Consider the following 15,877-nt stretch of genomic DNA (forward strand, 5'->3'; position numbering starts at 1 on the left):
CCATGGGCTTTCGCCTGTCGAAAATTTACACACGTACGGGCGACAAAGGCGAAACCGGCCTTGGTGATGGCCGCCGCGTACCCAAGGACCACCCGCGTATCGAGGCCATTGGCGAGGTCGACACATTGAACAGCCAAGTGGGCGTATTGCTCGCAGGGTTGGCGGAGCAGGTCGAGCATTATCCGGGCTTGAGCGAGCTGATCGAGGTACTGACGCCTTGCCAGCATCGGTTGTTCGATCTGGGTGGCGAGTTGGCGATGCCTGCGTATCAAGCGCTCGACAACGCTGAAATCGAGCGCCTGGAGGCAGCCATCGATCTATGGAACGAGACGCTGGGTCCGCTGGAAAACTTCATTCTGCCGGGCGGTTCAGCATTGATCGCGCAGGCCCACGTATGTCGCAGCCTGGCCCGCAGCGCCGAACGCCGTTGCCAACACCTGAATGCCCTCGAACCACTGGCAGGGGTTGGCCTGGCCTACATCAACCGACTGTCGGACCTGCTGTTCGTGGCGGCGCGTTTGATTTCCAAGCGTCAGGGCATTGCCGAGATTCTTTGGCAGGCGGCGCCAAAACCGTAGGGGCGAGGCGGTCAGACCTCTGGCCAAAACGCCCGAATCCCTGCCACGCCCTGCGCGCCGCTTTCCCAGGCGCGCTGACGATCATCGACACCGACACCGCCTAGCAAAAACACGGGCTTGCTGAAGCCGGCGATCAACTGCGTCGCCTGCTCCCACCCCATCGGCAGCGCGTCTGGATGGGTTTGCGTAGCTTGCACCGGAGACAACGTGACGAAATCCACCCCCATCTGCTCGGCCAGCGCCAATTCCTCAGCGTTGTGACAGGACGCCGCCAGCCAGCGTGCAGCAGGGAACGGTCGGCCTGCGCTGGCGAGTTTGCGCAACTGCGCCGCCGTCAGGTGCCACCCAGCAGCCGGGAAGTCACCCAGCCACTCCAGCGGCCCTTTGAGCATCAACTGCGCCTTGCCTGCGCAGAGTCCAACGGCATCCACCGCCAAGTCGCGATATTTCGGGTCGTACCCGTTCGGCGAGCGCAGCTGTACCAGCTTGATGCCTCCGGCTATCGCCTTCTGCAAACCGCGCAGCAATTCTGGCGTTTCCAGCCCCTCGGGGGTAATCAGGTACTCGCCAGGCAAGCGTGCTGCCGCGACGATAGGCTGATTCGCCGCCGGAAAGTCATAGTCCACCAGCTCGCGCGCAGACGCCCACGCCAATGGCTGGCCTTCGGCGCCATGCGGCTCACCGATGAATGCCGATACTTCCCAGACATCCAGCAACACCTGCTTGTCCGGGTAGTCGTGCTGAACCTTGATCAACGGACGAGCGGTGACAACCACGATACCCAGCTCTTCCAGCAGCTCGCGTGCCAGCGCGACCTCGACCGTTTCACCGGTCTCGACCTTACCGCCGGGAAACTCCCACAAACCGCCCTGATGCTGAGTATCGGCACGTCGTGCGATAAGGATCTTGCCGTCGTTACCACGGATCACTGCCGCTGCTACATGAACTCGTTTCACCGCACCACTTCCTCTAAACCTGCTTTCTGCCAGCGCTGAAAAGCAGGCCACTGGTAAATTGTTTCAACATACGCCTGCGCCTCTGCGGGCAATGCCACACGATAGGTCCGCAGGCGCACTGCAACCGGAGCGAAAAACGCATCCGCCGCGCTCAGCTTACCAAACAGATAAGGACCACTCTCAACGGCCGCGGCACGACACTCAGCCCACAACGCAACGATACGATCGATGTCGGCCTGAGCGTCGGCAGGGATCACGTCCAGCGCCGCATCACGCCGAAGGTCGAACCCCATGTGCGTGCGCAAACCCATGAACCCGCTGTGCATCTGCGCGCAGGCTGAGCGCGCCTGGGCCCGGGCAGCGATATCCTGCGGCCAGAGTCCCGCCTCGGGAAAACGCTCGGCCAGGTACTCAATAATCGCCAAAGAGTCAGCAATGGTCCCGTGTTCGGTTTTCAGGAGAGGAACTTTGCCGGTTGGCGAATGCTCAAGCGCCCGTTGCCGACTGTCTGGCTGATTCAGCCAAATCACTTGCTCGGTATAGGGCACGCCGATCATATCCAGCGCCAGCGCAGGACGCAGCGACCAGGAAGAAAAGCGTTTGTCGCCGATAATCAGGTGCAAGCTCATGTTCGGGACTCTCCAGGAGGGCGGATCGATCACCTCAGGTGGGAGCAAATACATTCGCGCCCACCTGTTCAGCTAAAATGCGCGTCCAGATTACGTACGGTATTCCGCGTTGATCTTCACGTACTCGTGCGACAGGTCGGTGGTCCAGATAGTTTCGCGGCATTCACCACGGCCCAGCTCGATGCGGATGGTGATTTCAGCTTCGGCCATGACCGCCGAGCCCTGAGCTTCGGTGTAGGTGGTTGCACGGCAGCCCTGGCTGGCGATGCACACAGCACCGAGGAAGACGTCGATCTTGCTGACGTCCAGATCCGGCACACCCGCGCGGCCCACCGCAGCAAGGATCCGGCCCCAGTTGGGATCGGAGGCGAACAACGCGGTTTTGATCAACGGTGAGTGCGCCACGGCGTAAGCCACGTCCAGACATTCCTGATGATTGCCGCCGCCATTCACTTCAACTGTGACGAACTTGGTTGCGCCCTCGCCATCACGGACGATGGCCTGAGCCACGTCCATGCATACTTCGAACACCGCTTGTTTAAGCGCGGCGAACAATGGACCTTTAGCCTCAGTGATCTCCGGCAATGCGGCCTTGCCCGTCGCGATCAGCATGCAGCAGTCGTTGGTCGAGGTATCGCCGTCGATGGTGATGCGATTGAACGACTTGTTGGCCCCGTCACGCAGCAGGTCCTGCAACACACTCTGCGCGACCTTGGCGTCAGTAGCGATGTAGCCGAGCATGGTCGCCATGTTCGGACGAATCATCCCTGCGCCCTTGCTGATCCCCGTCACGGTGATGGTCACGCCTTCATGCTGAAACTGACGGCTCGCCCCCTTGGGCAAAGTGTCAGTGGTCATGATCCCGGTTGCCGCGGCGGCCCAGTTATCCACAGACAGATCGTCCAGGGCGGCTTGCAGCGCGCCTTCGATTTTCTCCACGGGCAATGGCTCGCCAATCACCCCGGTGGAGTAAGGCAGCACCGCATTGGCGTCGACACCCGCCAGCTCCGCGAGCTTGGCGCAGGTACGCGCGGCGGCTGCTAGCCCCGGCGTACCGGTGCCCGCGTTGGCATTACCGGTGTTGGTCAGCAAATAACGCACAGGGCCTTGTACACGCTGCTTGGCCAGAATCACCGGCGCGGCGCAGAACGCGTTCAGCGTGAACACGCCCGCCACACTGGAACCTTCAGCGCAGCGCATGACCACCACGTCTTTGCGCCCTGGGCGCTTGATTCCGGCAGAGGCAATGCCAAGTTCAAAACCAGGAACCGGGTGCAACGTCGGCAAAGGACCAAGACCAACAGCCATGAAGTGCGCTCCTTGAAAGCTATCTGCGCCGCCCGCATCGGTACGGCTCAATCGATGGAAAAACGCCGCGACGGCTGGGCCGGTCGCGGCGCGGGGTATTTCAGGTTAACAACGCCAGGCTGAACTTAGTTGATCTGGCCGTGGCAGTGCTTGAACTTTTTGCCCGAACCACACCAGCACACTTCGTTGCGACCCAGTTTCTGATCGTTGCGAACCGGTGCCGCTGCGACGGCAACATCGCCCTCCTCCAGCAGCGCTTCGGGCTGATCCAGACCTGGAGCCTCGGCGTGTTCGAACTGCATGCGGTGAGCCAGCTCCTCGGCGTCGCGACGCAGACGGGCTTCTTCTTCGGCCGGGTCTTCGCGGCGAACCTGAACGTGAGACAGCACACGGATAGTGTCGCGCTTGATCGAGTCGAGCAGTTCCTGGAACAGCGCGAAGGACTCGCGTTTGTATTCCTGTTTCGGGTTCTTCTGTGCATAACCCCGCAGGTGGATACCGTGACGCAGGTGGTCCATGGTCGACAGGTGGTCTTTCCACAGGTCGTCGAGGACACGTAGCAGAATCTGCTTCTCGAACGTGCGCAGCGCTTCGGCACTGGCTTGTTCTTCTTTATCGTTGTAGGCGGCCAGCAGCTCTTGCAAGAGCTTCTCGCGCAGGGTTTCTTCGTACAGATGATCGTCTTCGTCGAGCCACTGCTGGATCGGGAGCTGAACGCCGAAATCGCTGTTCAGCGCCGCTTCCAAGCCCACGACATCCCACTGTTCTGGCAGCGACTGTGGCGGAATGTGCTGGCTGACAAGGCTGTTGAGCACGTCCAGACGGAAGTCAGCGATGGTGTCACCAATGTTGGTCGCAGCCAGCAGACTGTTACGCATGTGGTAAATCACTTTACGCTGTTCGTTGGAGACATCATCGAACTCAAGCAGTTGCTTGCGAATGTCGAAGTTACGGCCTTCGACTTTACGCTGCGCTTTTTCGATCGCATTGGTCACCATGCGGTGCTCGATCGCTTCGCCGGACTGCATGCCCAGCGCTTTCATGAAGTTTTTCACCCGATCAGAGGCGAAAATGCGCATCAGGCTGTCTTCCAGCGACAGGTAGAAACGGCTGGAACCTGTATCGCCCTGACGACCGGCACGACCACGCAGCTGGTTATCGATACGGCGCGACTCATGACGCTCGGAAGCAATCACATGCAGACCACCCGCTTCGATCACTTGCTGATGGCGTTTCTGCCAGTCGGCTTTGATCTGAGCGATCTGCTCAGGGGTCGGCTCTTCCAGGGCCGCGACTTCCACTTCCCAATTGCCGCCCAACAGAATGTCGGTACCACGACCGGCCATGTTGGTGGCAATGGTCAGCGCACCCGGACGACCGGCCTGGGCGATGATTTCGGCTTCTTTTTCGTGATACTTGGCGTTCAGAACCTTGTGATCGATGCCTTCCTTGATCAACAGGCTGGACATGTGCTCGGAGGTTTCGATGGTTGCCGTACCCACCAGTACCGGACGCCCCTGGGCCAGGCACTCTTTGATATCGGTGACGATGGCGGCGTATTTTTCTTCGGCGGTCAGGTAGACCAGGTCGTTGAAGTCTTTACGCGCCAGCGGCTTGTTCGGCGGAATAACCGTTACCGACAAGCTGTAGATCTGATGGAACTCGAACGCCTCGGTGTCCGCTGTACCGGTCATACCGGACAGCTTGTTGTACAGGCGGAAGTAGTTCTGGAAGGTGGTCGATGCCAGGGTCTGGCTCTCAGCCTGAATATTCAGCACTTCCTTCGCTTCGATGGCCTGATGCAGACCTTCGGACAGACGGCGACCCGGCATGGTACGACCGGTGTGTTCGTCGACCAGCAGGATCTGACCGTCCTGGACGATGTACTCGACGTTGCGATGGAACAGTTTGTGTGCGCGCAGACCGGCGTAAACGTGGGTCAAGAGGCCCAGGTTGTGCGCCGAGTACAGGCTTTCACCCACCGCCAGCAGGCCGACTTCAGTCAGCATCTCTTCGATGAACTGGTGACCGGCTTCGTTCAGTTCAACCTGACGGGTTTTCTCGTCAACGGTGAAATGCCCGGCCTTGGTAACAACACCTTCCACTTCCTCGATGTGCTGCTCGAGTCTCGGGATCAGTTTATTGATTTCGGTGTATAGCTTGGAGCTGTCTTCAGCCTGACCGGAAATGATCAGCGGCGTACGCGCTTCATCGATCAGGATCGAGTCGACTTCGTCGATTACAGCGAAGTTAAGCTCGCGCTGGAACTTGTCTTCCATGCTGAAAGCCATGTTGTCGCGCAGGTAATCGAAACCAAATTCGTTGTTGGTGCCGTAGGTGATATCCGACGCATAAGCAGCGCGCTTCTCTTCCGGCGGCTGGAAAGGCGTGACGACGCCGACGGTCAGACCGAGGAATTCGTAAAGCGGACGCATCCAGTTGGCGTCACGACGAGCCAGGTAGTCGTTCACAGTAATAACGTGCACGCCCTTACCGGCCAGCGCGTTCAGGTAAACCGCCAGTGTCGCCACCAGGGTCTTGCCTTCACCGGTACGCATTTCAGCGATCATGCCTTCGTGCAGGGCTGTGCCGCCGATCAACTGGACGTCGAAGTGGCGCATACCCATGACACGCTTGCCGGCTTCTCGGGCAACCGCAAAAGCTTCAGGCAGAAGTTGATCGAGGGTCTCACCTTTGGCTAAACGGGCCTTGAACTCTTCGGTCTTGGCACGCAATTGCTCGTCCGAAAGGGCCACCATTTGCTCTTCGAAGGCATTGACGGTGACGACCGTCTTGAGCATGCGTTTGACTTCACGCTCGTTCTTGCTTCCAAAAAGTTTCTTTAACAAAGGCGCAAACATATCGACAGGATCTTCCACACATAGGGATGGAGGGCGGCCCCGTGAGTCGCCCGTGCAGCCCTTATGGCCGCATGCGAACGAGCATTCTACCCGGAAACGGTGGTGAGGAAAGTGGCGTTATTCCACGATACCGGCACAACGCTCTAATGGGGCAGCTTTACAATAGGGCCGTTTTTTCGGACTTCAACCCATTGAGGGGAAAAGTGACGCATTGAATGTGTCCATAAAAGCACGGAAAACCCATCTAACGAAGCCGTGCGGGCGCTTTCTGCTACCATGGCCGCTCTGTAACTCAAGGTGTCCCACATGGCATTTCGTCCCCTCTCGGCAAGGGCGCCGGCCGTCTTGCTCCGCGAGGCGAAGCCGCTTAAAGCCATATTCCACCACGCTCAACGCCTGGCCCACTTACAGCGCCTGCTCGAAACCCAGCTGCAACCGGCTGCTCGTGAACACTGCCACGTCGCGTCCTGGCGTGAAGGCAGCCTGTTGCTGATCGTGACCGACGGTCATTGGGCCACGCGCCTGCGCTATCAACAGAAACGCCTGCAACGACAGCTGGTCGCTTTTGAAGAATTCGCCAGCCTGACGCGCATCCTGTTCAAAGTACAACCGCCTACCGTCCAACAGGGCGCAACAGGACACACCATCCATCTGTCGGCCAACGCCGCAGAAAGCATCCAGGCCACGGCAGAGGGTATTACCGACCCTAATCTGCGTGCCGCGCTGGAGCGGCTAGCGAGTCATGGCAAGCCCAAGGGCTGAAGAAACACTGCCGGACGCTGCCGCTATTGATACGGCGTGCGCAACGCTGGCACCGCGCCCATGCGTCCTGATCTGCAGGGATGCGCCTATTGGTCACTGAGTCTTCTTACCCAGCAGTGCGCAGGCGTTCATGAAGGTCATTTTCTGTTTACGCATTGCGTCTTCCACCGTGCGAGTGGCTTTTTGCAGGGCGGGACTGGGTTTGGCCCATTGATCGGCGGGGATCGGTTGCGACCAGCGCTGCACGTGTTCGGGCAACACGGGCGAGCCGGCTTTGTGACCCCACTCGGCGATCATGTACGGCATTTTCCAGAAGGTTAAAACCCGGCGCACGTACCACCAGCGCACGGGCCAGCGGGTGCGAGGCTCAAGGCCGACTCTGGCGAGATACTCATCACTCAACGGGCAGTGCAAATCGCCCATGTCTTCCTTGATCCGCCGCTCCACGTCCCACGTGTGTAGCCCTTCGTAGGGTCGAAGTTCATCCTCGGTCAACTCCCGCCCCAACAGCATCTTCAGCCAGTCGCCCGTTTGATCCTTGGGAATGCCTTGCTCCATGTACATACGAATGGCCTCCCAGGTGCCAATGGCATGGGCCTGGCTGGGTTTACCGACCAATACGAACTGCACGGTGTCGTTTTTCTCGTCCTCCAGCCCCATGCCGAAGGTGTAGAACTGGGTGGCACCGTATTGGCTGACCATTTCTGATTGAGACACCCAGGCGACCACGCGCTCCCATGGCACGATCAGGACTTCGTGGGTGTCGCTGTCGACGAAACAAACTTCGCGACGTTGGCGGTTGAAGCGCAGGGGGTATTGTTTGGCTTGGGTGCGAACGCCAGAAATAACGGTTTCAATCATAATTCCAATGCATATCGGAGCGACCCAAAGCCCTAAATTCAAGAACCAAGAAAATAATATGTTCCAGTCATTTGAAAATGAGTTATTAGTATTGGGCGGCGTCGCAGCTAACAAAATCAATGCAAGCATGAGCGGGCAGATAAATATCAAGAAAATCATTAGCCACATAACCCAAGCCAACAATTTCCCCTGAAAAACCATACCGTTGTTGCTGCCGCCCATCTGCAGATACACATCATTCATCGCTGAGAAATCCTGCATGCTCACGGGCGCTTGACCGGTACACACCGGCAACGGTGCTAAATACAGTGTTTCCTCAAGGCCATGCTTCCGCACCTCGCCAACAGTAGGACGATTGTCTGTAATGTCCTGCGCTGCCATGGACGGCGCAGGGGGTTCTTTACGATTGAATACTCTACTCAGCATCGAGGTACTTCAACTCGTCTTGCTTCAAGAACCAGGGTTCGATGGGTCTGAGCCGAGCAGGAAGTTCTTTGTGCGGTTTGTAGTTGAACGTCCCCTGTTGCTCAATCCTCACCCCGTACACAGTAGAGCGATGAATATCCAGAACATGAAAAATCGTCCGATGGCGCAGCGGACGATGGTCTTCCACCTTGTAGCTAACGGCCCATGCCAGGCCGAAAGAGTCGGATAATTCCAGGGACAAAATAGGCAGTCTCAAGACCAGCCCCTCATTTCCCTGGCTGAGTACCGTAAGTCTGTTGGCAACGTATTCGCTACGTTCCTCCCAGTAAGGTGGAACATACACTGCTCGCCCAACGCGCTTGTAAGGTTGCTCGCTGGGTTGACGCTGATACACTTCAATTGACACTTCGCGACGGTCCAGTTCGGCGGTTCTTACCCCTGGGAAGGTCAGGCGCAGCTCAGTACCTTTACCATTACGAATCAGCTGACACAGGGGCTGCTGGACCACGGCAGCCAGATCACTCCAGTCATCCTCCAGACCCTGCTTGACGTCGTCGTGGCCCCATGCACTGTGATGCATCCATTTTTTCATGCCATCCAGATTGAAGTAGTTATAGAGACCTTCACCGACCAGTTGCAATGCCATGCCAATAACGCCAATCACATTCGCTCGTACGGCAACGTTGATCAGTCGCGGACTTTTCTCCGCCCACGCCAGAGCGCGCAGTTCTCGCGGCAGCCTCAAAATCTCGGTGGTGATTGAATAGGTGTGCTTGAACCCCCATCCGTTAGTGCCCATTAAAATTGCATCGCCACTCATTTGTAATGAAGTAGCGGCCAGTTTTTTACCGTCACCTTGCGATAACGCTATACCCCATTGCCTAGCATGTTTTCCAAAGTCAATGGTGGCTGCCGCGAATCCAAAAGCAAAGGCTCCCAGTCCGGCAATAGCAGACCATTGACCCAATCGAGCCATCGAACTGAGCTTGCCGGCGGAACTTTCCATTTGGCCGATATGATATTGCAATATGCTTACTGCTAATCCTTGCGTGGCAGCAAAGCCTGCGGATAGTACGAACACTAATGCTTCGCTGAACTGCGCTAACTCTCGTAGTCCCCTGCGATCTCTTTCTGCGATATCCCCTATAACACTCACAAACTTCATCGCATGCAAATAAAACAACACTACCGCAATCTGATCGCCCTTGGACTTGAGCACACTCGCCACCGGTCCTTTGAACGTGCCACTGCTCCGGTAATCACGCACGGTGCGTTGCATCTCTTCGCTCAACTCGGCATCCATGCTGCCCAGCACCAAGCCAAACTGGCTGGGGCCCTTGCCACCTGGCGTCAATGCCTGGCTCAAGCGATCTTCTACCGGTGCCATTCGGGCTTTAAGGGCGACAATCTGATTACTCAGCCCCTTAACGTCGCGCTCCCAAATCAGGTCGTGACGACGTTGTTTGTACAGCTCCTTGAGTTCGTGGCGCATGTTCAGGGCGGTACTACGGTCATTGGTAAAGTTCTGGATTTCAATCGGTGTAGCTGCACGTAATGTCAGGCCACTGGTAGCGTAAGCGCTCAGCAGGCGCAATCTGGCTGCCGAACCAATGTTTCGGATAAATTCATTGGGATTAATGTTGGCACCGCGCTGAAAGTCTTGCTGCATGATGTCCAGGCGATGTGCCGTCCGCATCTGCCTCGCCGGGTCATACGCCCCGCCCAACAAACTGCTCAACCCCTGAAACTCCCCAGTCAACCGCTGATAGTTCGGCAAGCGCTGCCGCATCAAACTGTTGAACTGGTTAGCCAGTGCATCCAGCTCCGCCACAGCGCCGGGGGCGTCGGTCAGCTTGATGCTGAAGTTGCCGAGGTCGGCGAGTTTTTTCTTCAGATCCAACTGATCGGCGCTGCCGAGGGTATCCAGCCCTGGCACCTGGACCAGCGGATTTTTCTCCAGATAGGCTTCCAGTTGCACCATGGCCTCACGGTCATCGCAGATAGCGGCGACGCACTCGAGCTCGGTTTCCAGTCGATGTCTGATCTGCTCGTTTTGCTGGAAATCGTAGTACCACGCAGCGCGATGGAAATGGCCTTCGACGATCATCTTCAGGCGGTCGGCGCGGATGCGTTTGAGCTGGCCTTGCCAGTGTTGCAACAGGGTTTGTTGTTTGAGCACAAAGGCTTGCATGGCGTGCCGATTCACCAGGTCATCGATACCGCGCTCACCCGGTTCGGCACCGTGCAGGGCTTCGTAGGTCTGGAAGTTCAGCTCGACGATGGCCTCTCGATGGCGTTGCCAACGCGGGTCACCCAGCGCATCACGTAATTCCATGGAGGCTTTGGCGAAGGGATTGGTCTGCGCCAGCTCACGCCAGTGACTCTCGTCGCCGTACACCCCCGGCCCGTGATAATCGCGTTTGATGCGTAAGTAGTTCAGCAGCGTCTCGCGTTCTGATTCGGTGGTGTCCTTGATCAACGCGGCATAACGCGGGTCATCGGTGGCCAGCTCGCTCAAGCGTTTCTGGCTGACGTCGTACAGGGACTGAATGTAAGCGCCCGTGAGGTACTGGCGTTGCAGGGCGTCATCGTCGCTCCACTGACCGATCCAGTCAGCGACCTTGAGCTGGGCGGCGGCCAGGTCGCGCATGATGCCGATGTCGTCACGTACCACCAGAAACAGGAAATCGCGCTGGTGTGCGCCATCGACCTGGCTGGTCAATTCTTCGATCCAGGTGTGGCGAAACAGCGGCGTGTGTTCCCAGATGTAAGCGGTGTTTTCTTCCGTGCTTGCGCCGTCGGGCAGGGTCTTGCCCGGGGCTTGATCGACCGGGCCGCGACCGCCGGTTTCGCAACGATTTTCCGCCACTTCCGCCAGCCAGTCTGTGGCCTGCTTTTCGGTCAGTAAATGCTGGCCTGTGTGCTCACTGCTGGTGGCGGTCAGGTCGACGCGTTGCATGAAGTGTTCGCGCTCGGTGGCGTGCCGGATCACTTGCGAGCACTTGTAGGCGGTCCACTGAATTTCCGAGTAGGCCACGTACACCGTGCTGCGGCGAGCGAGGGTCAGGGTGGACCCACCTTCGATGGCATGCTCACGGACATCGCTGGCGACCTCGGTGCCCTGCCACAATAATTTGCTCAGAGAACCTTGTTCCACGAAGTACTCGTGCAGATAACCGGTCGTGTTATCGATGACGTACAAGTAACCGTTGCGCAACAAGCGAATGCCCATGGCCTTGCTCTGCAAGGTGTGGGGCATGGGGATGTCAGAGGGAGGCGTAAGGTGCTCCACCAGGCCGTAGCGGACCGGCAGCAACTGGATCGTGGTTTTGGTCAGTGGGCACACCCCTCCAGCGCTGACGTTATCGCGACTGCGGGACTGGGCGATCAAATTAGCCAAATGGCCACGGGGGGTCATGAGGTCGGTCATGGGTGGCTCCTGCGCTCGACCAACGTGGTGATCATTGCGATACGCGTGCTGGGTGGGAGTGGGGACGCGGGGTTCAGCAGGCTGGCGATTTCTGGATCGGCCACAAGCCGCTGTTCGCCTAGAAAACCATGGGCATTGGCGTACAACCAGATGTCGGCCTCGCTTTCAAAGCCGAGTTCGACTGCCCGCTTTGCCAGGCCACGCAAGTGCTGCCAGCGCTGTTGGGGCTGCAAATCCATGCGGTAGTCGGGAAAAAATTCGCCCATGTGCCCGTAGAGTTCGGTCACATTTTTGTCGAAACTGGCTTCATTCAGAAGCTCCACCTGCCGCTCGTTCAGTCGGTACAACGCGGCGTGGTTCGGAGCGGGTCGCTCACCGGCACGGGTGTAGTGGCGCCAACCGTCGCTCACCGCGTTGACGACCATGACCCGCAGGCAAGGTCCAAACAGAGTGGACGTCGAGGATACTGTGTCGCTGAACACCGCATGGGCCACTGCCGGATCGGCGATGCGCAGCAGCATTTCCTCACCCGAGGGGTGTTCGACGCTTGCCAGCCAGCGCCAATGCGCGGCCACCTGCTCCCATGGGGCATCGCAGGCCAATAGATAACTCCAATGCTCTCCGACATGGGCCAAAAACTGCTCAAGAATGGGGTCACTCGGCTCTTTCAGGCGTACAAGACAGGGAGAGAGCGCCCTGAATTGCGCAAACCGGGTCCGCAGATAAATAACCTCGACGATCACCTCGGGATCCCATTGAAACAGACGCGGCAGCAGCGTCTTGACCTGTACCGCATCCAGCAACAGCGCAACGGTATGCTCCCAGGAAAAGTCGTCGGGCAAACACAGGGTTGGCTTTTTTGCATTAATCATGGGTCTGCTCCGTGTTGGCTAGCACGCACAGCGGGCACAGCAGTGGCATGCGCGAAGCGGTATCGGTTTGCCCTTTTGACGCGAAGACGATCGACGGCGGAACCCCTCCTGCAATCAGTGCTTGAGTGTCGCCGGGGGCCAACGGCATTGCAGGGGTCCCCGGTACCGGTGCGCCGCCGACCTGGATCGGTGTGCTGCTGAAAATCCCCGCCGGATTGATGACGATGTGCTGACCGTTGATCGACAGCGTCAAGCTGAGGCCACCGCTGATGACGATATTGTCACCGCTGATGTGCACTTCTTGCCCGGCGGCCATCAACAAGTCGCCACCGACGCGGGTGTGACTGCTGCCAGCGACGTCGAGGTGATCGTCGGCCAACAACTGCACTTTGCGGGCGCCGGTGACGGTGACGTTTTCCTCGGCCTTGAGCACGGTGGTGCTGTTGCCTTTGATGGTTTCCAGACGTTCGTTGCCGATTTCGATGCGGCTGTCGTTCTGGATCAACTGCTCCATGTCGCGCTGGGCGCGGAGGTAGATCAGCTCTGCCCCGCTCTTGTCTTCCAGGCTCAGCTCATTGAAACCAGACGTTTTTCCGGTGCTTTTACTGCGCAACACGGTTTTGGTCTTGTTGTCCGGCAGGTTGTAAGGCACTTGATGGGTGTTGTTGCTCAGGCATCCGACCACAATCGGCTTGCAGGCGTGCCCTTCTTCAAAGGCGACCAACACTTCCATGCCCACGCGCGGGATGGTGACCGCGCCGTATCCGGCGCCGGCCCAGCTGGAGGCCACCCGCACCCAGCAGCTGGTGCTTTCGTTTTCTTCACTGCGGTCCCAGTGAAAACGGACTTTTACCCGCCCGTATTGATCGCAGTGGATTTCTTCTTCGGCAGGGCCGGTCACCACGGCGGTTTGCATGCCTTGAATCTTCGGGACTGGATGTTTGAGGGCAGGCCGAAATTGCACGGTCTCGCGGATAGCGATGAACTCATTGCGATAACCCTGAGCGATTCGACCGGACTCCACCGGCTCGTCACTGACTGCGTATTCCTCTAATACAGCAGGCTGGCGACCGTCATGAAACACCCAAGTCGGTAGCCAGACCATGTTCCAACCCGGCTCCGGGTGTTCTTCTACCTTTAACGGCGTGCCACTGCGCAGCAAAGGCTGGTCGCTCTGACCTTGAGCGAGCTCAGCATCGCCGCGAAGCCTCTCCAGCGCCCGGCGCGTTCGCACCCGCCCTTGGTGCGCGGTATCAAACTCTCCGGGGTAGATGTACGTCTCAAGGTTCGGAAATACCTTGGAGTCCCGGTCCGCTTCCAGCGAGAGGTGTGCGTTTTGGAAGTCGTAATCGCGGTGGGTGACGCGGCTGGCGTGGGTGCTCAGGCCTACGCCGAACGCCTGGATCACCGGATGCTCTGCCGCCATGCCGTTGATCGGCCGAAACGGCATCACCACGGTGGGATTGCCCGCGTGATAGAACTCGGTTTCCTGATCGGCGAAGATCAGTTGGTGCCCTTCCGGGGAGTGCTTGAAGTAATAGAAGTAGACTTCGGCCTCGCACAAACGGCTGACGAAATGCAGGTCAGATTCATCGTACTGAACGCAATATTCGTGCGGGACCGGTTTTTCCGGGCCGATGTTGAACAGCACGTGCAAACCGTTCAGCAAACCATGCCCCTTGAGCACGTCGCGGAGGATGGCTTCAGTGGTCAGGTTCTGGAAAATCCGCCGATTACTGGCGTGCTGCAAATAGCGCAGAAACGGCACCATTACCAGTTGGTAGTGGCTCAGCCGGGTGCCCACTTTGCCTTTCCGGATGGAGTAGATATGGCCGTGCAGGCCCCGATCGCCAAAAGCCAGATAGGCTTCTTTGTGCAGCAGGCTTTCCAGCTCGCGCGGCGGTCGGTCTGTGACCACATCGACGGTGATTTCGAAGCACTCGCTGATGGCCTCTTCGCCGGAAAAGGCTAGAACAAGTAACTCGTTGTCTTTAGCTCCTTTGATGCTGAGCGTGAACGTTGGGGCAGTGGGCATCGCCGTTCTTCATATCGGAATGAACGGTAATTTTGGGTAGATAAACCGACTAAAGGTATCCCACCCTGCCGACAAACCCAGTAGGAGACGTCTCTCAATTTCGCAGGGTTATTCTTACATTCTCCCTGCACTCTTCAACAACCATAAAAAAAGGCCACCCGAAGGCAGCCTTAAAAAATAAAAGGAAAGAGAGAGTACTAATTACACGGCCGCAACAGGACGCATGTAAGAGATCGGGGCGGTGCTGGCGTCTTCGAAGGTCACGATTTCCCAAGCATCTTTCTGCGCAATCAATGCGCGAAGAAGGACGTTGTTCAGTGCGTGCCCAGACTTGAAGCCTCGGAACTCGCCTATCAGGCTATTGCCCAGCAGGTAAAGGTCGCCGATTGCATCCAGGATTTTGTGTTTGACGAATTCGTCCTCGTACCGCAGGCCGTCCTCGTTAAGCACGCCGTCCTTGTCGACCACGATGGCATTTTCTACGCTACCGCCAAGTGCGAGATTGTGCTTGCGCAGGTACTCGATATCACTCATGAACCCAAAGGTACGGGCGCGGCTGACTTCTTTAACAAAAGAAGTACTGGAAAAATCCACGGTTGCACTTTGGGTACGGTTACGGAAAACAGGGTGGTCGAAGTCGATCTCGAAACTCACCTTGAACCCTTCGAAAGGCAGGAAAGTGGCGGTTTTGCCGTCCTCTTCCACAGTAACTTCTTTCAGGATACGAATGAATTTCTTGGCTGCGTCCTGTTCTTCCAGGCCGGCAGATTGAATCAGGAATACGAAGGGTCCCGCGCTGCCGTCCATGATTGGAACTTCGGAGGCAGAGAGTTCGACGTAGGCGTTATCGATGCCAAGGCCAGCCATGGCCGAAAGCAAGTGCTCTACCGTGTCCACCTTGGTGTCCCCGCTGACCAAAGTGGTCGACAGGGTGGTGTCACCGACGTTTTCCGCACGGGCAGGGATCTGCACCACAGGGTCGAGGTCGGCACGACAAAACACGATGCCGGTATTCACAGGTGCGGGCTTGAGGGTCAGGTAAACCTTTTCCCCCGAGTGCAGGCCTACACCTGTGGCACGGATAATATTTTTCAGGGTGCGTTGTTTAATCATGGCATTGGCCGCTTCAGCGCAAGTTGCGAACTGGTATCAACAAAGG

11 protein-coding genes are annotated in these 15,877 nt (G+C 57.8%); 2 read left to right on the plus strand and 9 right to left on the minus strand.

Features of this window, described 5'->3' with window-relative positions; genetic code table 11:
* Window positions 1-2 precede the first annotated feature (2 nt).
* Window positions 3-578, plus strand: coding sequence for a cob(I)yrinic acid a,c-diamide adenosyltransferase (locus tag RGU44_RS15255; protein ID WP_322217934.1), 576 nt, complete (start codon window positions 3-5; stop codon window positions 576-578).
* An 11-nt stretch (window positions 579-589) separates the two neighbouring features.
* On the opposite strand, the gene RGU44_RS15260 is transcribed toward RGU44_RS15255, so the two are convergent.
* The 4 genes from RGU44_RS15260 to secA all read right to left on the minus strand — a co-directional run bounded on the left by RGU44_RS15260 (window position 590) and on the right by secA (window position 6,332).
* Window positions 590-1,534: a Nudix family hydrolase gene (locus RGU44_RS15260; RefSeq protein WP_322181785.1), complete on the minus strand. Its 945-nt coding sequence runs from the start codon at window positions 1,532-1,534 to the stop codon at window positions 590-592.
* Window positions 1,531-2,163, minus strand: a complete 633-nt coding sequence (locus RGU44_RS15265; RefSeq protein WP_322217936.1) for a glutathione S-transferase family protein — start codon at window positions 2,161-2,163, stop codon at window positions 1,531-1,533. Before RGU44_RS15265 ends, RGU44_RS15260 begins: the two co-directional genes overlap by 4 nt.
* Before the next feature lie 90 nt (window positions 2,164-2,253).
* Complete coding sequence (gene argJ / locus RGU44_RS15270; protein ID WP_322181789.1) at window positions 2,254-3,471, minus strand: bifunctional glutamate N-acetyltransferase/amino-acid acetyltransferase ArgJ; 1,218 nt, start codon at window positions 3,469-3,471, stop codon at window positions 2,254-2,256.
* 125 nt (window positions 3,472-3,596) lie between these two features.
* Window positions 3,597-6,332: a preprotein translocase subunit SecA gene (secA, locus tag RGU44_RS15275; RefSeq protein ID WP_322217939.1), complete on the minus strand. Its 2,736-nt coding sequence runs from the start codon at window positions 6,330-6,332 to the stop codon at window positions 3,597-3,599.
* 306 nt (window positions 6,333-6,638) lie between these two features.
* Between secA and RGU44_RS15280 the strand changes: the two genes are divergently transcribed.
* Window positions 6,639-7,094, plus strand: a complete 456-nt coding sequence (locus tag RGU44_RS15280) for a DUF721 domain-containing protein (RefSeq protein WP_322181793.1) — start codon at window positions 6,639-6,641, stop codon at window positions 7,092-7,094.
* Between the two features lie 93 nt (window positions 7,095-7,187).
* Here the strand turns inward: RGU44_RS15280 and RGU44_RS15285 are convergent, their stop codons facing one another.
* The 5 genes from RGU44_RS15285 to lpxC all read right to left on the minus strand — a co-directional run bounded on the left by RGU44_RS15285 (window position 7,188) and on the right by lpxC (window position 15,831).
* The gene (locus RGU44_RS15285; protein ID WP_322217941.1) at window positions 7,188-7,955 is read right to left on the minus strand and encodes a DUF6708 domain-containing protein; all 768 of its coding nucleotides are present in this window, start codon (window positions 7,953-7,955) and stop codon (window positions 7,188-7,190) included.
* A gap of 415 nt (window positions 7,956-8,370) precedes the next feature.
* On the minus strand, window positions 8,371-11,811 hold the full coding sequence (locus RGU44_RS15290; protein WP_322217943.1) for a toxin VasX: 3,441 nt from the start codon (window positions 11,809-11,811) through the stop codon (window positions 8,371-8,373).
* Entirely contained in the window at window positions 11,808-12,683 is an 876-nt protein-coding gene (locus RGU44_RS15295; protein WP_322217945.1) for a DUF4123 domain-containing protein, read from the minus strand. Before RGU44_RS15295 ends, RGU44_RS15290 begins: the two co-directional genes overlap by 4 nt.
* Window positions 12,676-14,718 (minus strand): type VI secretion system tip protein TssI/VgrG, encoded by a 2,043-nt coding sequence (tssI, locus tag RGU44_RS15300; protein WP_322217947.1) that lies wholly within the window; start codon window positions 14,716-14,718, stop codon window positions 12,676-12,678. The genes RGU44_RS15295 and tssI overlap by 8 nt, the downstream gene beginning before the upstream one ends.
* A gap of 201 nt (window positions 14,719-14,919) precedes the next feature.
* Window positions 14,920-15,831: a UDP-3-O-acyl-N-acetylglucosamine deacetylase gene (lpxC, locus tag RGU44_RS15305; RefSeq protein WP_219062250.1), complete on the minus strand. Its 912-nt coding sequence runs from the start codon at window positions 15,829-15,831 to the stop codon at window positions 14,920-14,922.
* Window positions 15,832-15,877: the final 46 nt, after the last annotated feature.

It is taken from the genome of Pseudomonas sp. 5C2 (assembly GCF_034314155.1).
Taxonomy (GTDB): domain Bacteria; phylum Pseudomonadota; class Gammaproteobacteria; order Pseudomonadales; family Pseudomonadaceae; genus Aquipseudomonas.